Here is a 26,120-nt window from a genome sequence, read left to right as displayed (position 1 = left end):
GGAATACCACTGCCTTGAAGACTTTCGACCAGCTCAGCGTGATCGGCCTGCGCGAGTGGATCAACCTGCCGGAGCTCGGCATCATCGGTTTGCGCGCCAAGATCGACACCGGCGCCAGCACGTCGAGCCTGCACGCCAGCGATATCCAGCCCTTTCAGCGCGACGGCGAGGACTGGGTGCGCTTCACCGCCTACCTCGGCACCCAGGTGCAGCGCCGCCACCGCTGCGAGGCACAACTGGTCTCGGTGAAGCGCATCAAGAGTTCCAATGGCCAGGCGCAGAGCCGCTACGTCATCCGTACCCACCTGGCCCTGGGCGATCGCCTGTGGCCGGTGGAGTTCACCCTGGCCTGCCGCAAGACCATGCGTTATCGCGTACTGCTCGGTTCCAAGGCGCTGATCACCGGCCAACTGGTGGTCAATCCGGCACTCAGCTATGTGCAGGAAAAACCCTCTCTCTCCTCGTCCCTTCCAGGTGCCCAATGAAGATCGCCGTGCTGTCGCGCAACCCGCGTCTGTATTCAACCCGCCGTCTGGTGGAGGCCGGTCAGCAACGGGGCCATGACATGCAGGTGATCGACACCCTGCGCGCCTATATGAACATCGCCAGCCACAAGCCGCAGATCCACTACCGTGGCCAGGCGCTGGAGGGCTTCGACGCGGTCATTCCACGCATCGGCGCCTCGGTGACCTTCTATGGCTGCGCGGTCCTGCGCCAGTTCGAGATGATGGGCGTCTACCCGCTCAACGAGTCGGTGGCCATCAGCCGCTCGCGGGACAAGCTGCGCGCACTGCAGCTGCTGTCGCGCAAGGGCATCGGCCTGCCGGTGACCGGTTTCGCCCACTCGCCGGACGACATCCCCGACCTGATCCAGATGGTCGGCGGCGCACCGCTGGTGATCAAGGTGCTGGAAGGCACCCAGGGCATGGGCGTGGTGCTGGCCGAGACGCACAAGGCCGCCGAGTCGGTGATCGAGGCCTTCCTCGGCCTCAAGCAGGACATCATGGTCCAGGAGTACATCCAGGAGGCCGGCGGCGCCGACATCCGCTGCTTCGTGGTCGGCGACAAGGTGATCGCGGCGATGAAGCGCCAGGCCAAGGCCGGCGAGTTCCGCTCCAACCTGCACCGTGGCGGCAGCGCCAGCCTGATCAAGATCACCCCGGAAGAACGCATGACCGCCGTGCGCGCCGCCCGCGTGATGGGCCTGAACGTGGCCGGGGTGGACATCCTGCGCTCCAACCACGGCCCGCTGGTGATGGAGGTGAATTCCTCGCCAGGCCTGGAAGGCATCGAAACCACCACCGGCAAGGACGTGGCCGGCATGATCATCCAGTACCTGGAGAAGAACGCCGAGCCCGGCCAGACCCGCACCAAGGGTCGCGGATGAGCCCTGCGTTCGACGGCCGCGTGGCGCTGATCGCCCCGGCAGCGGCGCTTGCCGAAGATGTGCTCGAAGCGACCCTGGCGCAGCTCGACGTCCTGGGTATCCGCTACCACCTGGGCCGGCACGTGCGCGCTCGGCACCGCTACCTGGCCGGCACGCCGCAGCAGCGCCTGGAAGACCTGCACCAGGCCTTCGCCCTGCCCGACATCGATGCCGTCTGGTGCCTGCGTGGCGGCTATGGCAGCGCGCAGCTGGTGGCCGACATCGACTGGGCCCTGCTGCGCCAGGCCAGCCCACGCCCGCTGATCGGCTTCTCCGACCTGTCGATCCTGCTCGACGCCTTCCGCCAGCACGACCTGCCAGCCATTCACGGCCCGGTGGCCAGCGCCCTCGGGCACCAGGCGCTGGCGGCGCCAGGTGGCCAGCGCGAGCGCCTGGCCTCGATGCAGGCGCTGTGGCGCCTGCTCGACGGGCAACCGCAGGAACTGCCCGTGCGCCATGTCAGCGGCCCTGCGCAGCACCTCGAGGGCCGCCTGCAGGGCGGCAATCTCACGGCACTGGCCAGTGCCTGCGGCAGCACAGCGCAGCTGCACCTGATGGACGATGCCATCCTGATCCTGGAGGACGTCGGCGAGCCCTACTACCGCCTGGAGCGCAGCCTCTGGCAGTTGCTCCAGAGTTTCGCCGGGCAACGCCCGCGTGCGGTGTGCCTCGGCGGCTTCACCGACTGCCCGCGACGCGGCGTGCACCACAGCCTGGAGCAGATCTTCAGCGAATACCTGACGCCGCTGGGCATCGCGCTCTACAGCGAGCTGCCCAGCGGGCACGGCGACAGCAACTTCCCCTGGCCCTGCGGCCAGCAGGCGCGCCTGGGCGGCAACCGCCTCAGCTGGTGACGCGGCTGTCCATCCAGGCGAGAAACTCGGCCTCGGCCATGGGCCGGCCGAACAGATAGCCCTGGCCCAACGTGCAGGCCTGCTCGCGTAGCAACTGTAGCTGGCTGTCGCGCTCGATGCCTTCGGCCACGCACTCCAGACCCAGGTTGCGCGCGATCATCAGGATGGTCTGCACCAGCATGCGCCCGCTGCTGTCGCCATCGAGGTCGGCGACGAAACTGCGGTCGATCTTCAGGCGATCCAGCGGCAGGCGCTTGAGGTAGGTGAGCGACGAATAGCCGGTGCCGAAGTCATCGATGGCGAAGCGCACGCCCTGCTCCTTGAGGCGCTGCATGTTGCCGATGCAGCGCTCGACGTCCTCGAGCAGCACGCCTTCGGTGATCTCCAATTCCAGTGCCTGCGCCGGCACGCCATGCCGCTGCAGGCAGGCCTCGACGCGTTCCACGCACTCGCTCTGGCGCAGCTCGCGCGGGCTGAGGTTGACCGCCAGCACCAGCTGCGGCCACTGCGTCTGCCAGCGCGCCAGCGCCGCGCAGGCCTGCTCCAGCACCCACTGGCCGATCTCCTGGATCAGGCCGGTTTCCTCGGCCAGGGGGATGAACTGGTCCGGGCCGATCTCGCCGCGCTCGGGGTGCATCCAGCGCAGCAGCACCTCGGCACCGGCAACGGAGTCGTCGGCCAGCATCAGCTGCGGCTGGAACACCAGCTGCAACTGCTGGCGGGCGAGTGCCTGGCGCAGCTCGCTCTGCAGCTGCAGACGCTGGTCGATGGCCGCCTGCATCTCCGGGGCGAAGAAATGCAGGGCGTTGCGCCCGGCGTGCTTGGCCCGGTACATCGCCGTGTCGGCCTGCTTGAGAATGTCCGAGGCCTGCTGCAACCCCAGCGGGTGCAGGGCGATCCCGATGCTGGCGCTGATGGCCAGCTCATGCCCGTCGATCAGGCAGCTGCCCTGCAGGCCCCGAAGCAGCTTCTCGCCAACCGCCGCCGCATGCTCGGCCACGGCCTTGGGCTCCTGGCCGAGGGCCTCGAGCAGGACCACGAACTCGTCACCGCCGAGACGGGCGAGGGTGTCCTCGGTGCGCAACTCGCCCGCCAGGCGGGTGGTGACCTCGCAGAGCAAGGCATCGCCGACCAGATGGCCGAGGCTGTCATTGACCGTCTTGAAGTGATCGAGATCGATGAACAGCAACGCGCCCAGGCTGCCCTCGCGGTGCTCGCGGTCCATGGCGTGCTGCAGACGGTCGAGCAGCAGCCGGCGGTTGGGCAGGCCCGTCAGCTCGTCACTGTAGGCCAGGCGCTCGATCTCGCGCTGGTAGCGCTGGCGCTCGGAGATGTCGGTGACGCTGGCGCGGATCAGCAGCTGCTCGCCCGGCATGCGCACCAGACGCACCTCGCAGGGTAACTGACGACCGGCGCTGTCGCGGTGGTTCCACTCGAACACCGGTGCCTCGCCCTCGATGGCGCGCTTCAGGTACTCCTGGCCGGCCCGTGAGGACAGCCGCCCGTCGCCCTGGCGCAGCGGACTGATGCTCTGGATCGAGCGCCCGAGCAGCTCCTCGCGGCGGTAGCGGAACAGCTGCAAGGCATTCTCGTTGAACTCGACGATGCCGCCATCGGGGCTGAACAGCAGGATCGCCTCGGGGGCGTGCTCGACCAGGGTGCGGTAACGCGCCTCGGCCTCGCGCCGTGCGCTGATGTCCTCGACCAGCAGCAGGAACAGGGTCGGACGACCGCCAGTGCCACGCACGACGCTCAGGCTGACGCGGGTGTAGACCACCTGGCCATCGCCGCGCAGGAAGCGCTTGTCCATCTCGAAACCGTCGCTGGAGCCCTGCAGCACGGGTTCCAGCCGCGACTGCTCCGTCGGCAGGTCGCCCGGGTGCGACAGCTGCTGCCAGGAGCTGGCGAGGAGTTCGTCGCGCTCCAGCCCGAGGATGTTGCACAGCTTCTGGTTGACCTCTTCCCAGCCGAACGACTGGGTCGTCAGCGCCATGCCGATCAGCGGCGCCTCGAAGAACAGGCGCAGGCGCTCGTCGCGCTCACGCAGTTGCGACTCCGCGCGCTTGCGTTCGCTGATGTCCTGCACCACGCCGTAGATGCGCACCAGGGTGCCGTCGGCATCGCGCTCGGGAATCCCGCGCAGGCGCACCAGCCGGCCGCCCAGGCGCGCGACCAGGCGCGCCTCGACGTCCAGCTCCTCGACCCCGCCCAGTGCAGCCTGCAGGGTCTGCATGATCAGCGCCTGGCTCGGCGTGTCGTAGTAGTCGAGCGCCTGTTGCAGGTCGGGCGGGCCCTGCTGGATGTCGCGTTCGACGATGCGGTAGCAGCCCTCGCTCCAGAACATGCCGTAGTCGCTGAGCTCCAGCACCCAGCCGCCCAGGTTGGCGATGTCCTCGGTCTGAGTGAACAGATGACTCTGGCGCAGCATGGCCAGCCGTTGCCGCTCGACCTGCGCCGCCAGTTCCTCGCGCTCGCTGACATCGTGCTGCAGGCCGACGAAATGACTGATGCCCTGCTCGTCGCGCATCGGGGCCAGCACCACCTCGTTCCAGAAGCGGCTGCCATCCTTGCGCACGTTGCGTACCACGGCCTGTGCGGCGCGCCCTTCGCGCAGCGCCGTGCGCAGCTTCTGCAGGCCATGCTGGTTGTGTTCATCGCCGGCCAGGAACAGGCACTCGCGCCCCTCGGCCTCGGCGGCGGAGTAACCGGTGATCTGGGTGAAGGCCGGGTTGCAGTAGACCAGCGGCATGTCGGCCTGCCGTGCATCCGCGATGGTCACCCCGAGCGGGCTGGCTTCCATCGCCAGGTTGGCGCGTGCCAGTTGCTGCTGTATCTGCGCGCTGAGTGCCAGGGTCTGGCGCAGGTCGCTCAGCGCCCGGCCCACCAGCAGGACCGCGCCCATCAGCAGGAGGACAGCCAGCTGCAACTGGTTGCGCTGCAGGTCCAGGTCCTCCTGACCGAGGCTGGTACGCAGCAGGGGCAGCACCAGGGTCGCGCAATAGCCGAGGATGACGCCGTACAGGGCGCCGACGAACGCATGGCGCAGCGCCAACACCAGCATGCTGATGCCCAGTACCGGCAGGGCGAGCAGCAACGGCAGGCTGCCCAGCAACACCAGCAGCAGCACGAATACGCCCGCGGCGAGCAACCAGGCGGACGGCGAGGCACTGAGCAACGAGGTCGTCCCGGGCGTCTCGGCCCATTTGCGCAGCCAGCCACGCGCGCGCAACAGCGGCGTGGCGAAGGCCAGCAGCGGCGCACACAGGGCGAGCAGGTTGATCGCGTCGGTCAGCCAGATCGACAGGCTGGCCAGCGCCCAGCGCTCGCCGATCTGCAGGCCGGTCAGCCACAGGTTGGTCTGCAGCCCGAGGGCCAGCAGGGTGGCGGGCACCAGTACACCAAGGGCGAAGAAACGCAGCAGATCCGACAAGCGTCCCAACGCGGGGTCGAAGACCTGCCGCTGCAGCAACCACCAGCCCAGGGCGACCGCCGCCGTTTCCGGCAAGGCATAGAGCGGCGCCCACTGCCAGGGCAGGCCCCACAACGGCACGCTGAACAGGGCGTTGAGGTAGAGCGCCGGCAACACCCGCGGCCCCCACCAGAGGCACAGCGTCAGGCCGAGCACCAGCGGCAGGTAGCACAGCGCCACGCCATCGTTCAGGCGGGTTGCCAGGGATATCCAGGTGCCCAGGTGAAAGATCGGCAGCGGCAGCCACCAGGTCCAGCTGGGCAGGCGGTCAGGGAAGGCGGCGGACATGCGGGCCTCGAATCGATTCGCAGGCACAGCATAGCCCAGCGCCAGAGCGCTTGGCAGCGTATTGCCAGCACGCCGCCGCCGGGCAGGCCGCTCAGCTACACCGCGTCACGCGGCAGCAGCAGGCCGAGGGGCAGCCGCACGCGCGCCTCGAGGCCACCGCCGCTGCGGTTGCGCAGCTCGACACTGCCACCATGCAGGGCCGCGATGCGCTTGACGATGGCCAGGCCGAGACCGGTGCCCCGCCCGCCACGCGCCCGGTCACCGCGAATGAAGGGGTTGAAGATGCTGTCCAGTTCGGTCGGGTCGATGCCGTTGCCACGGTCGAGGACGCTCAGCACCACATAGGGCGCGCTGTGGTCACCGGCCAGGCTGGCAACCACCTCCACGGCATCGCCGCCGCCATGATTGAGCGCGTTCTCCACCAGGTTGGTGAGCAGCCGCTTGGTCGAGACGCGGCGCAGCGGGAAGGGAGGAATCGGCTCCAGGCACAGGCGAACACGCTCGCCGCCCTGGTTGTAGGGCGCCAGGGTTTCACGCACCAGCTCGGGGAAGTCCGCCTCCTCCACCGGCTCGTCGCGTCCGTCGCGGATGAAGGCGAGGAACTGATCGAGAATCGCGTCCATGTCCTCGATGTCGCGCACCATGTCCTCGGTTTCCGCATCGTTCTGCATGAACTCCAGGGCCAGACGCAGGCGGGTCAGTGGCGTGCGCAGGTCATGCGAGACGCCCGCCAGCATCAGCTCGCGTTCACGTCCGGCCTGCTCGACGTCCTCGGCCATCTGGTTGAAGGCGCGATAGACCTCGGTCATCTCGCTGGGCGTGTCGCTGATCGGCAGGCGCACGCTGCGCCCCTGGCCCAGTTGGCGAGCCGCGTAGACCAGACGCTTGAGCGGTGCGCTGAGCTGGCGCACGAAGATCCAGGCGGCGGCGGTGGACAGCAGGCCGATGCCGAGGAACCAGCCCAGCACGCTCCAGATGCGCTGGCCACGCAGCGGGTGCGGGTACATCGGCACGCGCACCCAGCCGTCGCCGAGGCTGGGGGCATGCACCCACAGCGCAGGCGGTGTGGTGGCACGCACCCGGGTGTCGGTGTCGGGACCGAGCTCGGTCTGCATCTGCCGCTGGAAGATCTCGCTGTAAGGCCAGTGCTGTTCGCTGGCCGGCACCTTGTCACGCGGGATGCGCTTGAGCCCTGCCGCCTGGGCGATGTGGTCGCGGTCATCAGGGTTGGCCGCCCAGTAGGCGCGCAGGGTCAGCGCCGCACCATGGCTGTACTGGCGGTCGACCAGCACGTCCTCGTTCATCATCAGATAAACCAGCGTCAGTGCCTTGGAGAACAGCACGACCACCAGCACCAGCCAGAGGGTGCGGGCGAAGAAGCTTTGCGGGAACCAGACGGGAGTCTTCACGAGCGGCAAGCCTCAAGCTGCAAGCCGCAAGAAGAAGCCGCCCAACCTCCGATCACCTGCAGCGTGTGACTGGCAGCGTGCAACTTCACTTATTGCCATCCGGCACGAACACGTAGCCCACGCCCCAGACGGTCTGGATATAACGCGGCTTGGACGGATCCGGCTCGATCAGGCGGCGCAGGCGGCTGATCTGCACGTCGATGGAACGCTCCAGCGCATCCCACTCGCGGCCACGCGCCAGGTTCATCAGCTTGTCCCGCGTCAGCGGCTCGCGCGCGTGCTGCACCAGCGCCTTGAGCACGGCGAACTCACCGGTGGTGAGCATGTGCACTTCGTCGCCTTTCTTCAGTTCGCGCGTGGCCAGGGACAACTCGTAGTCGCCGAAGCTGACGCTCTCGTCCTCGGAGCCCGGCGCGCCCGGCACCACCGGCGCCTGGCGGCGCAGCACGGCCTTGATCCGCGCCAGCAGCTCACGCGGGTTGAAGGGTTTGGCCAGGTAATCGTCGGCGCCCAGTTCCAGGCCCTGGATACGGCTCGACTCATCACCCTTGGCGGTGAGCATGATGATCGGGATCTGATTGTTCGACTCACGCAGACGACGGCAGGCGGACAGGCCATCCTCGCCCGGCAGCATCAGGTCGAGCACCACCAGATTGAACAGTTCGCGCGCCAGCAGACGATCCATCTGCTCGACGTTCTCCACCGCACGTACCCGGTAGCCCTGCTCGTCGAAGAAGCGCTCGAGCAGGCGGCGCAGACGGGCGTCATCATCGACGATGAGGATCTTCTCGCCTTCGGCGGCGGGGGCGGACTGGGTCATGGCGTCTCCTTGGACAGCCGTACGATGGACGGCGAGTGGCGGCATTATCGCTCAGGCGCATGGATGGGCGCCTTAGCCATTGTTAGCAGATTTTTCCCCGAACGGTTCTCAGCGTCGGTGGATGCGGTGTTTATAATGCGCCGCTTTCGTATCTGGCCGCCCTGGCGCGGCCGCCTTGTCGTACCAGCGTGGGTAGCACTATATGGACAGCATCAACAACCGCATCGCCGAAGAACTGGGCGTGCGCCCGCAACAGGTTGCCGCCGCCGTGGCCCTGCTCGACGAAGGCTCCACCGTGCCCTTCATCGCCCGCTACCGTAAGGAAGTGACCGGCAGCCTCGACGACACCCAGCTGCGCCACCTGGAAGAGCGTCTGCGCTACCTGCGCGAGCTGGACGAGCGGCGCGGGGCGATCCTCGCCAGCATCGAGGAACAGGGCAAGCTGACTGCGGAACTCAAGCGCGAGATCGACCTGGCCGACACCAAGACTCGCCTCGAAGACCTCTACCTGCCGTACAAGCAGAAGCGCCGCACCAAGGGCCAGATCGCCCTGGAAGCCGGCCTCGGCGAGCTGGCCGACGCACTGTTCAACGACCCGAACCTGACCCCCGAGCAGGAAGCCGAGCGCTTCATCGACGCCGAGAAGGGCTTCGCCGACGTCAAGGCCGTGCTCGAAGGCGCCAAGTACATCCTCATGGAGCGCTTCGCCGAGGATGCCGCGCTGCTCGACAAGCTGCGCAGCTTCCTCAAGGACAACGCCACCCTCAGCGCCCGCCTGGTGCCCGGCAAGGAAAACGAAGGGGCCAAGTTCAGCGACTACTTCGAACACGACGAAGCGCTCAAGGGCGTGCCGTCGCACCGCGCGCTGGCGATCTTCCGCGGGCGCAACGAAGGCATCCTCAGTGCCAGCCTGAAGGTCGGCGAAGAACTGCCCGGCACCCTGCACCCGTGCGAGCTGATGATCGGCGAGCGCTTCGGCCTCGCGAACAAGGGTCGCGCCGCCGACAAGTGGCTGGCCGAGGTGGTGCGCTGGACCTGGAAGGTCAAGCTGTACAACCACCTGGAAACCGACCTGCTCGGCGAGCTGCGCGAGAAGGCCGAGGACGAGGCGATTTCCGTGTTCGCCCGCAACCTGCACGACCTGCTGCTGGCCGCGCCGGCCGGCCCGCGTGCCACCCTGGCGCTGGACCCCGGCCTGCGCACCGGCTGCAAGGTGGCCGTGGTCGATGCCACCGGCAAGGTGCTGGACACCGCCACCGTCTACCCGCACGCGCCGCGCAACGACTGGGACGGCACCCTGGCGACCCTGGCCAAGCTGTGCGCCAAGCACGGCGTCGACCTGATCTCCATCGGCAACGGCACCGCCAGCCGCGAGACCGACAAGCTGGCCGCCGAGCTGATCAAGAAGGTACCGGGCCTGAAGCTGACCAAGGTGATGGTCTCCGAGGCCGGCGCCTCGGTGTACTCGGCCTCCGAGCTGGCCGCCCGCGAATTCCCCGATCTCGACGTGTCGCTGCGCGGCGCAGTCAGCATCGCCCGTCGCCTGCAGGACCCGCTGGCCGAACTGGTGAAGATCGACCCGAAATCCATCGGCGTCGGCCAGTACCAGCACGACGTGTCGCAGCTCAAGCTGGCACGCTCGCTGGATGCCGTGGTCGAGGACTGCGTGAACGCCGTCGGCGTGGACGTGAACACCGCGTCCGCCGCCCTGCTGGCGCGCATCTCCGGCCTCAACGCGACCCTGGCGCAGAACATCGTGCAATACCGTGACGCCAATGGCGCGTTCGCCTCGCGCGCCGCGCTGAAGAAGGTACCGCGCCTGGGCGACAAGACCTTCGAGCAGGCCGCCGGCTTCCTCCGTGTGATGAACGGCGACAACCCGCTGGACGCCTCGGCGGTGCACCCGGAAACCTACCTCCTGGTGGAACGTATCGCCCAGGACACCGGCCGCGACATCCGCTCGCTGATCGGCGACTCGGGCTTTCTCAAGCGCCTCGACCCGGCCAAGTTCACCGACGAGCGCTTCGGCCTGCTCACAGTCGGCGACATCCTCAAGGAGCTGGACAAGCCGGGGCGCGACCCGCGTCCGGAGTTCAAGACCGCCGAGTTCCAGGAAGGCGTCGAGACCCTGGCCGACCTCAAGCCCGGTATGGTGCTCGAAGGCGTGGTGACCAACGTGACCAACTTCGGCGCCTTCGTCGACATCGGTGTGCATCAGGACGGCCTGGTGCATATCAGCGCGCTGTCGGAGAAGTTCATCAAGGACCCGCACGAAGCGGTCAAGACCGGCGACGTGGTCAAGGTCAAGGTGATGGAAGTGGACATCCCGCGTAACCGCATCGGCCTGTCCATGCGCATGGGCGACACCCCCGGCGAGAAGGTCGAGGGCGCACGCGGCGGCCAGCGTGGCAATGGCAACCGTGGCGGCAACACGCCGCGCAGCGAGCGTCACTCCAGCCAGGACAAACCGGCCCCGGCCACCGGCGGCATGGCGGCGCTGTTCGCCAACGCCAAGCAGCTCAAGCGATGAGCGGCAAGCAGGAGGTGGGCGCGAGCAGCGCCTTCTCCCGCCTGCTCGGACTGGAGATCCTGCAGGTCGGCGGCGGCGAGGCGCGCATCCGCCTGGCCCTGACCGATGACCTGCGCAACCTGCACGGCAAGCTGCATGGCGGCGCGCTGTTCTCGCTGATCGACACCGCCATGGGCCAGGCCAGCCACAGCCTGGGCGACGGCGGCCCGAGCAGCGTCACGCTGGAATGCAAGATCAACTACATCCGCCCGGTTTCCGACGGCAGCGTGCTGTGCCATGCCAAGGTCCTGCACGCCGGCCGCCGCACCCAGGTGGTCGAAGCCGAGGTCTGGCAGGACGACAAGCTGGTCGCCAAGGCACAAGGCACCTTCGCCTGCGTGTAATCCGCGCTGAGCGAACTCGTCTACTGTGGGTGAAACTGTGCCCCTTGCAGAGTGCGGGGGCGATCCCCATATTGTGGCGACTGCCCAGTTAGGAATTGCATCTTGAGCGATCTTCTCTCCCGCCGCCTGGCCCAGCTCGGCGAGCCGGCCAACCTGTCCCTGCTGGGTGAGTGCCTGCATGGTATCGAGCGCGAGTGCCTGCGCGTCGACCGTGACGGCCAACTGGCCCTGACGCCGCACCCGCAAGCGCTGGGCTCGGCGCTGACCCATTCGCAGATCACCACCGACTACTCCGAGTCGCTGCTGGAGTTCATCACCGGAACGGCCGCCGACCCGGCCGAGACCCTGGGCGAGCTGGAGCGTATCCACCGCTTCGCCTACGACAAGCTCGGCAGCGAACTGCTGTGGAGCCCGTCGATGCCTTGCGCCCTGCCGGACGAGGCGACCATTCCCATCGCCCGCTATGGCAGCTCCAACATCGGCCGCCTCAAGTACGTGTACCGCAAGGGCCTGGCCCTGCGTTACGGCAAGACCATGCAGTGCATCGCCGGCATTCACTACAATTTCTCGCTGCCCGAGCGCCTGTGGCAACTGCAGCAGCAGGCCGAAGGCGACACGCTGAGCGCACGCGACTATCAGTCGGCGCGTTACATCGCGCTGATCCGCAACTTCCGTCGCTACAGCTGGCTGCTGATGTACCTGTTCGGTGCTTCGCCGGCGCTGGACAAGGGCTTCATGCGCGGTCGCCCGCACCAGCTGCAGGAGCTGGACGCCAGCACCCTGTACCTGCCCTACGCCACCAGCCTGCGCATGAGCGACCTGGGCTACCAGAGCAGCGCCCAGTCCGGCCTGACGCCGTGCTACAACGACCTGGCCAGCTACACCGACAGCCTGCGCCTGGCGGTCGGCACGCCCTACCCGGCCTACGTCGAGGCGGGCACCAAGCGTGGCGACGAGTGGCTGCAGCTGAACACCAACATCCTGCAGATCGAGAACGAGTACTACTCGAGCATCCGCCCGAAACGCGTCACCCACAGCGGCGAGCGCCCGATCCAGGCGCTGACCAGCCGTGGCGTGCAGTACGTGGAAGTACGCTGCCTCGACATCAACCCCTTCCTGCCGCTGGGCATCGACGTGGCGCAAGCGCGCTTCATCGACGCCTTCCTGCTGTTCTGTGCACTGGAAGACAGCCCGCTGCTGGAAAACGGCGAGTGCGGCGACTGCACCCGCAACTTCCTCAAGGTGGTCAAGGAAGGGCGTCGTCCCGGCCTGCACCTGCAGCGCCAGGGGCGCTCGGTGGAGTTGAAGGCCTGGGCGGGCGAACTGCTCGAGCGCATCCTGCCGCTGGCCGAGCTGCTCGACCGCAGCCAGGACAGCCAGGCCCATGTCGAGGCGCTGGCCCATCAGCAGGCCAAGGTCGCGGATGTCGAGCTGACGCCGTCGGCGCAGGTGCTGGCGATCCTGCGCCAGGGCACCAGCTTCGCCGAGTTCGCCCTGCAGCAGAGCCTGCAGCACGCCGAGTACTTCCGCGCCCAGCCGCTCGACGCCGGGCAGCAGGCTGCCTTCGAGCAGGCCGCGCAGAACTCGCTGGCCGAGCAGGCCGAGCTGGAAGCGCAGCCCGCTGGCGACTTCGACGCGTTCGTCGCCGCCTACCAGGCGAGCATCCTGGCACTGGCGGTGTAACGAAACGGCAATAGTCGACTGCGTCACAAAGCCAACCAGCGGAGCAAAAGCCGGGATGGGCGGCCACACTGCAGGCCGCCCGGCCAGCTAGCATTGCCGGGTAACGGACGAAAGACGAGCAGCGCCCCATGGCCGACGAAGCCACGCCGCAATGGAGCCTGGAAAGCCTGACCAAGGCCTACCAGCAAGGCTATATGGCCGGCCTTACCGGCCAGGCCAGAAACCGCCAACCCTACCCCGACGAAATCCCCGCCGCCGCCTGGGAGGCCGGCTGGGACGACGGCCATGAACAGATGCGCCTGCAGCAGCACAGCGCCTGATCGACGCTTCTCGAGCTGGTGACTGAAGCCGCTCCCAGCGGTCGCGGCGTTGCGGGTTACAACGCCTTCTCGAACACCTTGGAATTGCGCTGGTAGTTGTACAGCGATGCGCGCGCCGTCGGCATGCGCTCGACGCTGCTCGGCTGGAAACCGCGCTCGCGGAACCAGTGCGCCGTGCGGGTGGTGAGCACGAACAGGGTCTTGATCCCCTGCGCCCGTGCCCGCGCCTCGATACGCTCCAGCAGCTCGTCACCGCGACCGCCATGGCGGTAGTCCGGATTGACCGCCAGGCAGGCCAACTCGCCGCAGTCGGAATCGGCGATCGGGTAGAGCGCCGCACAGGCGATGATCAGCCCTTCACGCTCGACGATGCTGAACTGCTCGATCTCGCGCTCCAGCACGTCGCGCGAGCGACGCACCAGGATGCCCTGTTCCTCCAGCGGGCTGATCAGCTCGATCAGACCACCGACATCCTCGATGCTCGCCTCGCGCAGCGACTCGAACTGCTCCTGGGCAACCAGGGTACCGTTACCGGTGCGGGTGAACAGTTCGCTGAGCAGGGCACCATCGGTGGCGTAGCTGACGATGTGACTGCGCTTCACGCCACCCCGGCAGGCCTGGGCAGCGGCGTCGAGCAATTCGCCCTGGTAGTGGCCGCCCAGGCGCGTCAGGTGCGCGGGCACCTGCTGCGGGCGCAGCTCGCGCACCAGCTTGCCCGCCTCGTCGAGCAGGCCGTCCTCGGCGCCGAACAGCAGCAGCTTGTCCGCCCCCAGGTCGATGGCAGCGCGGGTGGCGACGTCCTCACAGGCCAGGTTGAAGATCTCCCCGGTGGGCGAATAACCCAGCGGCGACAGCAGCACGATGCTGCGCTCGTCGAGCTGGCGGTTGATGCCCTTGCGGTCGATGCGGCGCACTTCGCCGGTGTGGTGGTAATCGATGCCGTCGACGACGCCGATTGGCCGCGCAGTGACGAAGTTGCCGCTGGTCAGGCGCAGCCGCGCGCCCTGCATCGGCGAGGCGGCCATGTCCATGGACAGGCGTGCCTCGATGGCGATGCGCAGCTGGCCGACGGCATCGATCACGCACTCCAGGGTCGGCGCATCGGTGATGCGCAGGTCGCGATGGTAGTGCGGGGTCAGGCCACGCGCGGCCAGGCGTGTCTCGATCTGCGGGCGCGAGCCGTGGACCAGCACCAGGCGCACGCCGAGGCTGTGCAGCAGCACCAGGTCGTGGACGATGTTGGCGAAGTTCGGGTGGGCGACGCCCTCCCCCGGCAGCATGACCACGAAGGTGCAGTCACGGTGAGCATTGATATAGGGCGAAGCGTGGCGTAGCCAGTTGACGTAGTCGTGCATGACAAATCCGTTAGCGTCGAGACGTAGGGCGGAAATCACCCGCCATGTTCGGTTCGAGAGGTCCGCTCATCGTCGCTGCACGTCTTCACTCCGAATCAGGCAATAGTGTTGGATCAGTTGGCGCAGCAGTGTCACCGTAGGTTCGATACGGGAGAGTGCCAGGTGTTCCCCGGGCTGATGCGCACAGTCGATGTCGCCCGGGCCAAGCACCAGGGTCTCGCAGCCAAGGTGCTGAAGATAAGGCGCCTCGGTGCCAAATGCCACCGCTTGCGCCGCATGTCCGGTCAATCGCTCGGCCACGCGCACCAGCTCCGCATCCGCAGCCTGCTCGAACGGCGGCACGGCGGGAAACAGGGGCCCGTAGTCGATGCGCACCTGATGCTTGAGCGCGAGCGGCTGCAGCTTGCCGCGGATCGCCTCGCGCAGTGCCTCCGGGTCCATGCCCGGCAACGGGCGCAGGTCGAACTCCAGCGCGCACTGCCCGCAGATACGGTTGGGGTTGTCGCCGCCGTGGATGCAGCCCAGGTTGAGCGTCGGTTGCGGCACGCCGAACTGCGGATTGTTGAACTCGCGCTGCCACTGCGCACGCAGGGCGCGCAGTTCGCCCATCACGTCCTGCATGGCCTCCAGCGCACTGTGGCCAAGGCCAGGGTCGGAGGAATGGCCGCTCTGCCCGAGGATGTCGATGCGTTCCATCATCACCCCCTTGTGCAGGCGGATGGGCTTCAACCCCGTCGGCTCGCCGATCACCGCCGCCCGGCCCAGCGGCCGGCCGGCATCGGCCAGGGCACGGGCGCCGGCCATGGAGCTTTCTTCGTCACAGGTGGCGAGAATCAGCAGCGGCTGCTGGAAAGGTTGTTCGAGAAGCGGCCGAACGGCCTCGATGACCAGGGCGAAGAAACCCTTCATGTCGCAACTGCCGAGACCGACCCAGCGGTCGCCGACCTCGGTCAGCTTGAGCGGGTCGCTCTGCCACAGCGCGGCGTCGAAAGGCACGGTGTCGCTGTGCCCGGCCAGGACCAGGCCGCCAGGGCCGCTGCCATAGCTGGCCAGCAGGTTGAATTTGCCCGGCGCGACCTGCTGGGTCTCGCAGCGGAAGCCGAGATCGCTCAGCCAGGCGGCGAGCAGGTCGATCACCGGTGCGTTGGTCTGGTCCCAGTTCGGCTGGGTACAGCTCACCGAGGGCGCTGCAATCAACGCGGCGAACTGCTCCTGAAAGGACGGCAAGGGCATCGGCGCTCTCCTGGGTCGGAGCTCCCATCATAGGAGCATCCAACCTCAGGGGAAACCGCCGGCGCCGAATCAGACGCCGCCGAACAGCCCGCGCAGGATGAAGAAGAAGAAGATCGACAGCGCGGCGCCGACCGGCAGGGTGATCAGCCAGGACATGAAGATCTTGCCGATCACGCCCAGGTTCAGCGCGCCGATACCCCGGGCGATGCCCACGCCGAGCACGGCGCCGACCAGCGTGTGCGTGGTGGACACCGGCAGGCCGATGGCCGAGGCGCCGACCACGGTGGTGGCGGTCGCCAGTTCGGCGGCGAAGCCACGGCTGGGGGTCAGCTCGGTGATTTCCTTGCCGATGGTGGCGATCACCTTGTAACCGTAGGTGGCCAGGCCTACGACGATGCCGATCGCACCCAGCAACAGTACCCAGGCCGGCAGGGCCGCCTTGGCCCCGACCATCTCGCCGCCGCTCTGGATCACCCCGACGATGGCTGCCAGCGGGCCGACCGCATTGGCCACGTCGTTGGAACCATGCGCGAAGGCCATGGAGCAGGCGGTGAAGATCATCAGCACCGCGAACACCTTCTCGACGCTGGCGAAGTGGAAGCTCTTGTCAGCCTCCACGTCGATCTTGATGCGGCTCAGCAGGGCGATGCCGATCAGCATGACCAGCACACCGATACCGGCCGAGAGCAGGAAGCCTTCGCCGCCGCTCAGGTGCAGGCCGACGTGCTTGAGGCCCTTGGTGACGGTCATGATCGACACCATGAAACCGGTGAGGAACATGTACACCGGCACGTAGCGCTTGGCGTTGGCGAAGGGCGTCTCGGTGTCGATGATCAGCTTCTGCACGCTCATGAACACGCCGAACGCCACCACCCCGGAGAGCACCGGCGAGATCACCCAGCTGGCCACGATCGGGCCGACGCCACCCCAGTGCACGGCATCCATCGACACGCCGACCGCGGCGAAGCCGATCACCGCACCGACGATCGAATGGGTGGTCGACACCGGCCAGCCCTTGGTCGATGCGACCAGCAGCCAGGTGCCCGCCGCCAGCAGCGCGGACATCATGCCCAGCACCATCAGGTTGGGACTGATCATCGAGGCATCGACGATGCCGCTCTTGATCGTCTCGGTCACCTGACCGCCGGCCAGGTAGGCACCGGCGAACTCGAAGACCATGGCGATGAGGATCGCCTGCTTGATGGTCAGCGCACGTGAGCCGACCGAAGTACCCATGGCATTGGCGACATCATTGGCGCCAACACCCCAGGCCATGAAAAAACCGAAAAGGCAGGCAAGAACGAGCAGAACCAGCCCGTAGTCCGCAATCAGAGACATAATGAATTATCCGTAGATCCCAGAAAGGACACTGGCGCTTAGCGCGCCAGCAGTTGTTCCAGTCGGTTGCCCACTCGTTGGGCACGGTCGGCGACATCGCCGATCCAGTCGATGATCTGATAGAGGAACATCACATCGACCGGGGGAAGGTCCTTCTCCAGCTTGAACAGGTTGCGGCGGACCTCGATCTGCAGGCGATCGGTATCGTTTTCGATATTGCCGAGCTCTTCGATCAGGGTTTCCACCAGCACCGCTTCACGCCCGGCAAAACCGGTCTCGAGCAGCTCATCCAGTTCGTTCATCGCCTTCAGCGCCTGGGCGCTGGCATCGACGCTGCGTTGCACGTAGGAAGCCATCAGCGGCTGCAGTGCCTGCGGAATGCTCATCTGACGGCCAAGCATCAGGCCGGCAATGTCCTTGGCACGGTTGGCGACTTTGTCCTGTACACTGAGCAGCTCCAGCAGGTCCGAGCGCGGCACCGGCAGAAACAGGCTCTTGGGCAGATGCAGGCGCACGCTTTTCTTCAGCTTGTCCGCCTCGTGCTCCAGCCGGGACATCTCCTGTTGTACCTGTTCAACCCTGGTCCAGTCTTCGGCCATCACGGCCTCGAAGAAGGGCACCAGGTTCGCCGCGCACTCGTGGGCCTTGGCGATATGCTGCTGCATGGGGCCGATGGGTGAACGGCCGAACAGGCTGACAAAGGGATTGATAGGCATAGGGTAAGCCCCCGTTTTGAGAAGGCCGCAAGTATAGGGACCGACTTCGTCATCCGCCAGCGCGCGTCATCGGTCTGTCACATTTTCATAAAAGGCTATCTAGCTCTCCACCATGGTCAAAGAAACCGAAATCAAACTGCGTGCCAGCCGCGCCACCCTGGCCGCACTGCGCGAACACCCGCTGCTGAAGAAACGCAACAAGAGCGGCTGGCAACGCGTCGAACTGTTCAACCAGTACTACGACACGCCAGCGCGCGACCTGGCCGCCGCCAAGGTTGCGCTGCGCCTGCGGCGTGACGGCGAACAGTTCATCCAGACCCTGAAATCGCGTGGACAGAGCGTCGCCGGCCTGTCCGAACGCAACGAGTGGGACTGGTACCTGAGCAAGGCCAAGCTCGACCTGAGCAAGCTCGATGACAGCTGCTGGCCCGCCAGCCTGGCCGAGCTGGACAAGAAGAGCCTGCAGCCGCTGTTCACCACCGATTTCGTGCGCGAGAAGGCGGAAATCGCCTGGGGCCGCGGCAAGGCCAAGGTCGTCATCGAAGCGGCGCTGGACCTGGGCAAGGTGCTGGCTGGCGAGGGTGAAGAGGAAATCTGCGAGCTGGAACTGGAGCTGCGCCAGGGCGAGCCGGCCGCGCTGCTGGAGCTGGCCTGCGAGCTGGCCGCCGACCTGCCGCTGATGCCCTGCGATATCAGCAAGGCCGAACGCGGCTATCGCCTGTTCGACGCCGGCAGCTACAGCCTGAGCCTGCCAGCGCCCGCGCTGGATGCCGAGATGAGCCTCGACGACACCGTCGCCGCGCTGGCCTGGCACCTGCTCGGCGCCAGCCAGCGCCTGGCCGAGCAGTACCGCTGGAACGGCCACTGGAGCCTGCTGCAGCAGTGGCTGGAGCAACTGGTCGACCTGCGCGCCCTGCTCGCCAGTCTCGGCCAGGCCGCCCCGCGCGCCAGCTCGCGGGAGCTGCGCGAAGCGCTCGACAGCCTGCTCGATGCTTGGCGCCCGCGCCTGGCTGCCGGGCAGAACGACGACAGCATGCGCCGCAACGCGCCGGCCCTGTTCGCCGCCGAGCTGGACGGCTGCCGCTGGGGCCTGCTGTCGCTGAAGCTGTCGTACTGGCTGCTGCAACGCAGCTGGACGGCGGCGCGCAATGCACGGGGCGAGCGTCAGGGCAAAGCGGCCCTGGGCAGCTGGCTGCCGACCTTGCTGGCCGAGGAAGGGGCGGCCCTGCAACTACGCCGCTACCAGCAGCAACCGGAAGACCTGGCCGAACAGATGCCACGCCTGGAGCGCCTGCTGGTCTGGCTGCGCCTGGCGCGCGGCGTGCTGGACGTCGCCGAGGTCGACCGCCTCTACGGCGAGCTGAGCAAGCTGCAGGGGCTGGCCCTGCAACCCCTGGACGACGAGCAGCGCCAGCTGCGCATGACCCAGACTCAGGTCGTACAAAGCCTCAAGGCCTGGAAAGCGCTGGTGAAATGACCGCCACACCCCTGTGGCAGGCGCTTTGCCGGCGAGCCGTTCGTCGCGGTTGAAGCGCTGCCGCTCCCCACGAAAAACGGGCCCCGAAGGGCCCGTTTTTCATTGCAGCACCAGGCTCAGCTGTCGCTGCGACGGCTGTCGACTACCTGCTGCCAGGACGGATTGACGCTGTTGGCGGTCTCGTCCATGGCCTGCTGCAGGGCCTTCTTGCGCTTCTCTTCGGCACGCTGGCTGAAGAACCAGGCCAGGAAGGTGGCGAAGGACACCGCCAGCAGGATCAGGCTGGCCACCGCGTTGATCTCGGGCTTCACACCCAGGCGCACGGCGGAGAAGATCTCCATCGGCAGCGTGGTGGAACCCGGACCGGAGACGAAGCTGGCCAGCACCAGATCATCCAGCGACAGGGCGAAGGACATCATCGCCCCCGCCGCCAGCGACGGCGCGATCATCGGCACGGTGATCAGGAAGAACACCTTCCATGGCTTGGCGCCGAGGTCCATGGCCGCTTCCTCGATGGACAGGTCCAGCTCACGCAGACGCGACGACACCACCACCGCCACGTAGGCCGAGCAGAAGGTGGTGTGGGCGATCCAGATGGTGGTCATGCCACGCTGCATCGGCCAGCCGATCAGTTGCGCCATCAGCACGAACAGCAGCAGCAACGACAGACCGGTGATCACCTCCGGCATGACCAGCGGTGCGGTGACCAGGCCACCGAACAGCGTACGCCCCTTGAAGCGGGTGATACGGGTAAGCACGAAGGCCGCCAGCGTGCCCAGCGCCACCGCCGCGATGGCGGTGTAGCAGGCGATTTCCAGCGAGCGCATCACCGAGTTCATCAGCTGGGTATTGTCGAGCAGGCCGACGTACCACTTCACCGACCAGCCACCCCAGACGGTGACCAGACGCGAGGCGTTGAACGAGTAGATGACCAGGATGACCATCGGCAGGTAGATGAACACCAGGCCCGCCCAGAGCATGAGACTGGAGAAACTGAAACGCTTCATGGGCGGCCCTCCAGTTCTTTGGCCTGGTTACGGTTGAACAGAATGATGGGCACGATCAGGATCGCCAGCATCACCACCGCCAGGGCGGAAGCCACCGGCCAGTCGCGGTTGTTGAAGAATTCCTGCCACAGCACCTTGCCGATCATCAGGGTCTCCGGACCGCCAAGCAGTTCGGGGATGACGAACTCGCCGACCACCGGAATGAACACCAGCATGGAGCCGGCGATGATGCCGTTCTTCGACAGCGGCACGGTGATGCGCCAGAAGTTGTTGAGGTTGCTCGAGCCCAGGTCGGAAGCGGCCTCCAGCAGGCTGGGGTCATGCTTCACCAGGTTGGCGTAGAGCGGCAGGATCATGAACGGCAGATAGGAATACACCACGCCGATATAGACGGCGATGTTGGTGTTGAGGATCTGCAGCGGCGAGTCGATCAGGCCGATTCCCATCAGCAGGCTGTTGAGCAGGCCGTTGTTGCCGAGGATGCCCATCCAGGCGTAGACGCGGATCAGGATCGCGGTCCAGGTCGGCATCATGATCAGCAGCAGCAGCACGGTCTGCTGCGATTTCGGCGCACGGGCGATGGCATAGGCCATCGGGTAGCCGATCAGCAGGCACAGCAGGGTGCTGAAGAACGCGACCTTGAGCGAGCCCAGGTAGGCCGACAGATAGAGTGCGTCCTCGGTGAGGAAGATGTAGTTGCCGAAGTTCAGCAGCAACGTCAGCTTGCCGTCCGCCCATTCGTAGATTTCCGTATAGGGCGGAATCGCGACGTCGGCCTCGGCGAAACTGATCTTCAGCACGATGATGAAGGGCAGCAGGAAGAACATGAACAACCACAGGAAGGGTATGCCGATCACGGCATGCCGCCCCCTGGGCAGATAGCGCAGGAGTTTGCTCGGTTTCATGATTGCAGTACCACGCCGCTGTCGTCTTCCCAGTACACCACCACCGGGTCATCCCAGGTCGGACGCTTGCCACGGCGCTCGGCGTTGGCGATGAAGCACTGCACGACCTGCCCGGACGTGAGCTTGACGTGGTACACCGAGTGACCGCCCAGGTAGGCGATGTCGTGGACGTGGCCATGGCTCCAGTTGTACTCGGGATGCTCGTGGTCGTCCGGCAGGGCGGTGGCCATCAGCAGCTTTTCCGGGCGCAGGGCGTAGCTGACCGACTTGTTCTCGGCACGGGTACTGACGCCGTGACCGATGTAGATCGGCTTGTCCACGTGCGGGCAGTCGATGATCGCGTGGTCGGCTTCGTCGGTGGTGATCTGCCCTTCGAACAGGTTGACGTTGCCGATGAACTCGCACACCAGACGGCTGGTGGGGGTCTCGTAGATATCCACCGGGCTGCCGGTCTGGGCGATCCAGCCCAGGTGCATGATGGCGATGCGCTGGGCCATGGTCATGGCCTCTTCCTGGTCATGGGTCACCATCACGCAGGTCACGCCCACGCGCTCGATGATCTCCACCAGTTCCAGCTGCATCTGCGAACGCAGCTTCTTGTCCAGTGCGCCCATGGGTTCATCGAGCAGCAGCAGCTTCGGCCGCTTGGCCAGCGAGCGGGCCAGGGCCACACGCTGACGCTGGCCACCGGAGAGCTGGTGCGGCTTGCGCTTGGCGTACTGGGTCATGTGCACCAGCTTGAGCATCTCGCTGACGCGCTCGTCGATCTCCGCCTTGGGCAGCTTGTCCTGCTGCAGGCCGAAGGCGATGTTCTGCGCCACGGTCATGTGCGGGAACAGCGCGTAGGACTGGAACATCATGTTGATCGGCCGCTGGTACGGCGGCATGTCGGTGATGTCCACGCCATCGAGAATGATGCGCCCCTCGGTGGGCCGCTCGAAGCCCGCGAGCATGCGCAGCAGCGTGGACTTGCCCGAACCCGAACCGCCCAGCAGAGCGAAGATCTCGCCCTTGTTGATGGTCAGCGATACATCGTCGACTGCTACTGTCTCATCGAACTTCTTGGTCACCCGATCGATTTTGACCAACACCTCTTTCGGTGTCTGATCCCCCTCGAGGGCTTTTTTGTAGGCGCTGGAGGCAACAGCCATTTAGGAAAACTCCCGGAAGATTGTGCCCGGCCCCTGCGGCCGGGCTGGAAACGATTACTGACCCGACTTGACCTTGGTCCAGGTACGGGTCATCAGGCGCTGTACCTTCACTGGCAATTCAGCGGAGATGTACAGCTTGTCCAGTACGGCCTGCGGCGGGTACACGGACGGGTCGTTGCGAACCTCCTGATCCATGAGCTCGCCCGCCTTGACGTTGGGGTTGGCATAACCGACGTAGTCACTGACTTCGGCGATCACTTCGGGCTCGAGGAGGAAATTGATGAACGCGTGGGCCTGCTCGACATTCGCGGAGTCGGCCGGGATGGCCATCATGTCGAACCAGAGGTTGGCGCCTTCCTTGGGAATGCTGTAGGCGATCTCGATACCCTTGCCGGCTTCTTCGGCACGGTCGGCAGCCTGCAGGATGTCACCGGAGAAACCTGCCGCCACGCAGATGTTGCCGTTGGCCAGGTCGCCGATGTACTTGGAGCTGTGGAAGTAGGTGACGTAAGGACGCACTTCGAGCAGCTTGGCTTCGGCCTTGGCGTAATCCTCGGCCTTGGTGCTGTTGGGGTCGAGGCCCAGGTAGTTGAGCATGGCCGGGATCATTTCATCGCCGGAGTCGAGGAAGGCGACGCCGCACTCGCTCAGCTTCTTGATGTTCTCCGGCTCGAACAGCACGGCCCAGGAGTCGATCTCGTCGATGCCCAGGGTGGCCTTGACCTTCTCGACGTTATAGCCGATGCCGTTGGTGCCCCACAGATAGGGCACGGAATACTGGTTGCCCGGGTCGTTGGTTTCCAGCTGCTTGAGCAGGGCCGGATCGAGGTTGTCCCAGTTGCTCAGCTTGGCGCGATCCAGCGGCTGGAAGGCACCCGCGCGGATCTGCTTGCCGAGGAAGTGGTTGGAGGGCACCACCACGTCGTAGCCACTACGGCCAGCCAGCAGTTTGCCTTCGAGCGTTTCGTTGGAGTCGAAGACGTCATAGACCGGCTTGATCCCGGTTTTCGCCTCGAACTTGGCCAGGGTCTCTTCGCCGATGTAGTCGCTCCAGTTGTAGATGTGCACCGAAGGTTGGGCCAGGGTGACACCACAGAAGGCGGAAGCCGCCAGGGCGATCAGAGACTTGGGCAGGGTAACTCGCACAGTTTCATCCTCGTTTTTGTGTGCCGCCCGGAAAAAGGCGCGGCACTTTATAGGAAAATCTTCCGACGATCAGCGACCGCTCTTGATTCGTGTCCAGTCGCGGGTCAGCCAGCGCTGTACGTCACGCGGACGTTCCTGGGCGACGTAGAGCTTGGCCATGACCTCGGCGCTGGGATAGACGCCGGGGTTGTCACGCACGTCTTCGTCGACCAGCGCGGTGGCCTTGCTGTTGGGGTTGGCGTAGGCCACGTAATCGCTGATCTTGGCGATCACTTCGGGACGCAGCAGGTAGTTGATGAACGCGTGCGCCTCATCGACGTTCTTGGAGTCCTTCGGGATCGCCAGCAGGTCGGCCCACATGGCGGTGCCTTCCTTGGGAATGATGTAGGCGATCTCGTCGGTGCGGCCGGCCTCTTCGGCGCGATCGGCCGCCTGCAGCACATCGCCGGAATAGCCGAACGCGGCGCAGATGTTGCCGTTGGCCAGGTCGGAGATGAACTTGGAGCTGTGGAAGTAGGTGATGTAAGGACGCACCTTCATCATCTGCTCGTAGGCTTTCTCGTAGTCTTCGCGCTTCTTGGTGTGCGGCGACATGCCCAGGTAGTTGACCATCTGCGGCAGCACTTCGTCGCCCGAGTCGAGCAGGGCGATGCCACAGGAGGCGAGCTTCTCGGCGTACTTCGGATCGAACAGCAGCTCCCAGGAATCCAGCGGGGCGTCTTCGCCAAGCACGGCGCGCGCCTTGGTCACGTTCAGGCCGATGCCATTGGTACCCCAGAGATAGGGCACCGAGTATTCGTTGCCGGGGTCACCCGCGGCCAGGTTCTTCATGATGGTCGGGTCGAGATTGACCAGGTTGGGCAGCTTGGACTTGTCCAGCTTCATGTAGGTGCCGGCACGCACCTGCTTGGCCAGGAAGTGGTTGGTCGGGACCACCACGTCGTAGCCGCTCTGGCCGGTGGCCAGCTTGCCATCGAGGGTTTCGTTGGAATCGAAAACGTCATACACCACCTTGATACCGGTTTCCTTCTCGAAATCGGCGATGGTGTCTGGCGCGATGTAGTCGGACCAGTTGTAGACCTTGACCACGCGATCGGCTGCCTGAGCTACGGACATACCGAGGGCGGCGGCGATCAGGCCAGCCAGCAGGGTAGAACGACGCATAACGTTTCCTCTTCGGGCTTTTTGAGTGCCTGGCGGGCGAACCCGCCAGGCGGCGTTGCTTCGTCGCTTAGCGACCGGACTTGATCTTGGTCCAGCTGCGGGTCATGGTGCGCTGCACGGCAGGCGCCAGATCCGGGAAGGTGTAGATCTTCTTCAGCACTTCGGGGGTCGGGTAGACGCCCGGGTCGGTGCGCAGTGCCTCGTCCACCAGCGGCGTGGCCGCGGCATTGCCGTTGGGGAACTGCACGTAGTTGGTGATGCTGGCCATCACTTCCGGCTTCATCAGGTAGTTGAGGAAGGTGTGCGCCTCCTCGACGTTCTTCGCATCGGCCGGTACGGCCAGCATGTCGAAGAAGGAACCCGCGCCCTCTTTCGGGATGTTGTAGCCGACTTCAACGCCGTTCTTCGCTTCTTCGGCGCGCGCCTTGCTCTGGTAGATGTCGCCCGAGTAACCAATGGCAACGCAGATGTTGCCGTTGGCCAGGTCGGAGATGTACTTGGAGCTGTGGAAGTAAGCCACCGAAGGACGGATGGAGAGGAACAGTTCCTCGGCCTTCTTCAGCTCGTCCTTGTTGCTGCTATCCGGGGCGTAACCCAGGTAGTGCAGCGCGGCCGGCAGAATCTCGGTCGGCGAGTCGAGGAAGGAAACGCCGCAGGACTTCAGCTTTTCCATGTTCTCCGGCTTGAACACCAGGTCCCAGGAGTCGACCGGAGCGTCGGCGCCGAGCACGGCCTTGACCTTCTCGACGTTGTAGCCGATGCCGATGGTGCCCCACATGTAGGGGATCGAGTACTGGTTGCCCGGGTCGCTCGGCTCCAGGGCCTTGAGCAGGTCCTTGTCCAGATTCGACCAGTTCGGCAGCTTGGACTTGTCCAGCTTCTGGAATACGCCAGCCTTGATCTGCTTGGCCAGGAAGGGGTTGGACGGTACCACCACGTCATAACCGGAGCTGCCGGCCAGCAACTTGGCTTCCAGCACCTCGTTGCTGTCGAAGACGTCGTAGACGACCTTGATGCCGGTTTCCTTCTCGAAATTGGCCAGGGTGTCTTCGGCGATGTAATCGCTCCAGTTGTAGACATGCAGCACTTTGTCGTCAGCCTGAGCAGCGCCAGCCACGGCCGCGGTCAGGGACAACGCGAGAAGGGTCTTGCCGAATGTTTTCATGCGTACAGCTCCTGTTGTTGTGTCGGTATTCCAGACGTCGCGCAAGCCGCTCGAATCAGGCTGGCCAACGCGCTCTGGCGCAGTCTGGCAAGGTCATGGCACCGCTGACAACTTTCCGTGACTGCGGCTTTTTCAGACCGACAGGTCACGCAAAGTCAGATCCAGGCACTTGCGTGCTTTTTCCACCAGTTCGTCCACTTCCGCCTGGCTGATCACCAGCGGCGGCGCGATGATCATGGTGTCGCCCACGGCGCGCATGATCAGACCGTTATTAAAGCAGT

General features: G+C 65.7%; 21 protein-coding genes and 1 pseudogene. 8 read left to right on the top strand and 14 right to left on the bottom strand.

Annotated elements, in window-relative coordinates:
* Positions 1-14 precede the first annotated feature (14 nt).
* The 3 genes from rimB to EPK82_RS22960 are packed head-to-tail and all read left to right on the top strand — an operon-like array spanning position 15 to position 2,280.
* Positions 15-485: a retropepsin-like aspartic endopeptidase RimB gene (gene rimB / locus EPK82_RS22970; RefSeq protein ID WP_037050223.1), complete on the top strand. Its 471-nt coding sequence runs from the start codon at positions 15-17 to the stop codon at positions 483-485.
* Positions 482-1,387: a 30S ribosomal protein S6--L-glutamate ligase gene (gene rimK, locus EPK82_RS22965; RefSeq protein ID WP_037050224.1), complete on the top strand. Its 906-nt coding sequence runs from the start codon at positions 482-484 to the stop codon at positions 1,385-1,387. Before rimB ends, rimK begins: the two co-directional genes overlap by 4 nt.
* Complete coding sequence (locus EPK82_RS22960) at positions 1,384-2,280, top strand: S66 peptidase family protein (RefSeq protein WP_134678153.1); 897 nt, start codon at positions 1,384-1,386, stop codon at positions 2,278-2,280. Before rimK ends, EPK82_RS22960 begins: the two co-directional genes overlap by 4 nt.
* Here the strand turns inward: EPK82_RS22960 and EPK82_RS22955 are convergent.
* The 3 genes from EPK82_RS22955 to ompR form a co-directional block, all read right to left on the bottom strand.
* Entirely contained in the window at positions 2,270-6,037 is a 3,768-nt protein-coding gene (locus EPK82_RS22955) for a bifunctional diguanylate cyclase/phosphodiesterase (protein WP_134678152.1), read from the bottom strand. The two genes, EPK82_RS22960 and EPK82_RS22955, sit on opposite strands and share 11 nt — an antisense overlap.
* Positions 6,038-6,132: 95 nt before the next feature.
* A complete protein-coding gene (locus EPK82_RS22950) occupies positions 6,133-7,446 on the bottom strand; it encodes an ATP-binding protein (protein WP_037050228.1) in 1,314 nt (437 codons plus the stop codon).
* Positions 7,447-7,531: 85 nt separating this feature from the next.
* Positions 7,532-8,266, bottom strand: coding sequence for an osmolarity response regulator transcription factor OmpR (ompR, locus tag EPK82_RS22945; RefSeq protein ID WP_037050229.1), 735 nt, complete (start codon positions 8,264-8,266; stop codon positions 7,532-7,534).
* A gap of 202 nt (positions 8,267-8,468) precedes the next feature.
* Between ompR and EPK82_RS22940 the strand changes: the two genes are divergently transcribed.
* The 4 genes from EPK82_RS22940 to rmf all read left to right on the top strand — a co-directional run bounded on the left by EPK82_RS22940 (position 8,469) and on the right by rmf (position 13,182).
* The gene (locus EPK82_RS22940) at positions 8,469-10,796 is read left to right on the top strand and encodes a Tex family protein (protein ID WP_134678151.1); all 2,328 of its coding nucleotides are present in this window, start codon (positions 8,469-8,471) and stop codon (positions 10,794-10,796) included.
* The gene (locus EPK82_RS22935; protein ID WP_051800559.1) at positions 10,793-11,179 is read left to right on the top strand and encodes a PaaI family thioesterase; all 387 of its coding nucleotides are present in this window, start codon (positions 10,793-10,795) and stop codon (positions 11,177-11,179) included. Before EPK82_RS22940 ends, EPK82_RS22935 begins: the two co-directional genes overlap by 4 nt.
* Before the next feature lie 102 nt (positions 11,180-11,281).
* Entirely contained in the window at positions 11,282-12,862 is a 1,581-nt protein-coding gene (gene gshA / locus EPK82_RS22930; protein ID WP_047588517.1) for a glutamate--cysteine ligase, read from the top strand.
* A gap of 128 nt (positions 12,863-12,990) precedes the next feature.
* Positions 12,991-13,182: a ribosome modulation factor gene (gene rmf / locus EPK82_RS22925; RefSeq protein ID WP_037050232.1), complete on the top strand. Its 192-nt coding sequence runs from the start codon at positions 12,991-12,993 to the stop codon at positions 13,180-13,182.
* Between the two features lie 56 nt (positions 13,183-13,238).
* Here rmf and argA read toward each other — a convergent pair whose 3' ends face one another.
* From argA to EPK82_RS22905, 4 genes are all read right to left on the bottom strand, one after another.
* Positions 13,239-14,537 (bottom strand): amino-acid N-acetyltransferase, encoded by a 1,299-nt coding sequence (gene argA / locus EPK82_RS22920; RefSeq protein ID WP_037050234.1) that lies wholly within the window; start codon positions 14,535-14,537, stop codon positions 13,239-13,241.
* A gap of 66 nt (positions 14,538-14,603) precedes the next feature.
* The gene (gene argE / locus EPK82_RS22915) at positions 14,604-15,770 is read right to left on the bottom strand and encodes an acetylornithine deacetylase (RefSeq protein WP_037050235.1); all 1,167 of its coding nucleotides are present in this window, start codon (positions 15,768-15,770) and stop codon (positions 14,604-14,606) included.
* A gap of 69 nt (positions 15,771-15,839) precedes the next feature.
* A complete protein-coding gene (locus EPK82_RS22910) occupies positions 15,840-17,108 on the bottom strand; it encodes an inorganic phosphate transporter (protein ID WP_037050236.1) in 1,269 nt (422 codons plus the stop codon).
* A 38-nt stretch (positions 17,109-17,146) separates the two neighbouring features.
* Positions 17,147-17,824 (bottom strand): TIGR00153 family protein, encoded by a 678-nt coding sequence (locus EPK82_RS22905; RefSeq protein ID WP_037050237.1) that lies wholly within the window; start codon positions 17,822-17,824, stop codon positions 17,147-17,149.
* Between the two features lie 112 nt (positions 17,825-17,936).
* Here EPK82_RS22905 and EPK82_RS22900 point away from each other — a divergent pair, with 112 nt between their 5' ends.
* A complete protein-coding gene (locus tag EPK82_RS22900) occupies positions 17,937-19,301 on the top strand; it encodes a CYTH domain-containing protein (protein WP_134678150.1) in 1,365 nt (454 codons plus the stop codon).
* A gap of 116 nt (positions 19,302-19,417) precedes the next feature.
* Here the strand turns inward: EPK82_RS22900 and EPK82_RS22895 are convergent, their stop codons facing one another.
* The 7 genes and pseudogenes from EPK82_RS22895 to EPK82_RS22865 all read right to left on the bottom strand — a co-directional run.
* Positions 19,418-20,308, bottom strand: coding sequence for an ABC transporter permease subunit (locus tag EPK82_RS22895; RefSeq protein WP_037050240.1), 891 nt, complete (start codon positions 20,306-20,308; stop codon positions 19,418-19,420).
* Complete coding sequence (locus EPK82_RS22890; protein ID WP_037050242.1) at positions 20,305-21,213, bottom strand: ABC transporter permease subunit; 909 nt, start codon at positions 21,211-21,213, stop codon at positions 20,305-20,307. Before EPK82_RS22890 ends, EPK82_RS22895 begins: the two co-directional genes overlap by 4 nt.
* Positions 21,210-22,364, bottom strand: a complete 1,155-nt coding sequence (gene potA / locus EPK82_RS22885; RefSeq protein ID WP_037050245.1) for a polyamine ABC transporter ATP-binding protein — start codon at positions 22,362-22,364, stop codon at positions 21,210-21,212. Before potA ends, EPK82_RS22890 begins: the two co-directional genes overlap by 4 nt.
* A gap of 54 nt (positions 22,365-22,418) precedes the next feature.
* Positions 22,419-23,510 carry a polyamine ABC transporter substrate-binding protein gene (locus EPK82_RS22880; protein ID WP_037050248.1) on the bottom strand — a complete coding sequence of 364 codons (1,092 nt, stop codon included), beginning with the start codon at positions 23,508-23,510 and terminating at the stop codon, positions 22,419-22,421.
* A 69-nt stretch (positions 23,511-23,579) separates the two neighbouring features.
* The gene (locus EPK82_RS22875; RefSeq protein WP_134678148.1) at positions 23,580-24,674 is read right to left on the bottom strand and encodes a polyamine ABC transporter substrate-binding protein; all 1,095 of its coding nucleotides are present in this window, start codon (positions 24,672-24,674) and stop codon (positions 23,580-23,582) included.
* 67 nt (positions 24,675-24,741) lie between these two features.
* Complete coding sequence (locus tag EPK82_RS22870; protein WP_037050251.1) at positions 24,742-25,839, bottom strand: polyamine ABC transporter substrate-binding protein; 1,098 nt, start codon at positions 25,837-25,839, stop codon at positions 24,742-24,744.
* Between the two features lie 132 nt (positions 25,840-25,971).
* Positions 25,972-26,120: pseudogene (locus EPK82_RS22865) on the bottom strand (aspartate aminotransferase family protein); the annotation flags it as partial.

Origin of the sequence: Ectopseudomonas khazarica (assembly GCF_004521985.1) — a bacterium.
Classification (GTDB): domain Bacteria; phylum Pseudomonadota; class Gammaproteobacteria; order Pseudomonadales; family Pseudomonadaceae; genus Aquipseudomonas; species Aquipseudomonas khazarica.
The sequence above is the reverse complement of the archived record's forward strand: the minus strand, read 5'-3'. Positions and strand labels throughout refer to the sequence as shown.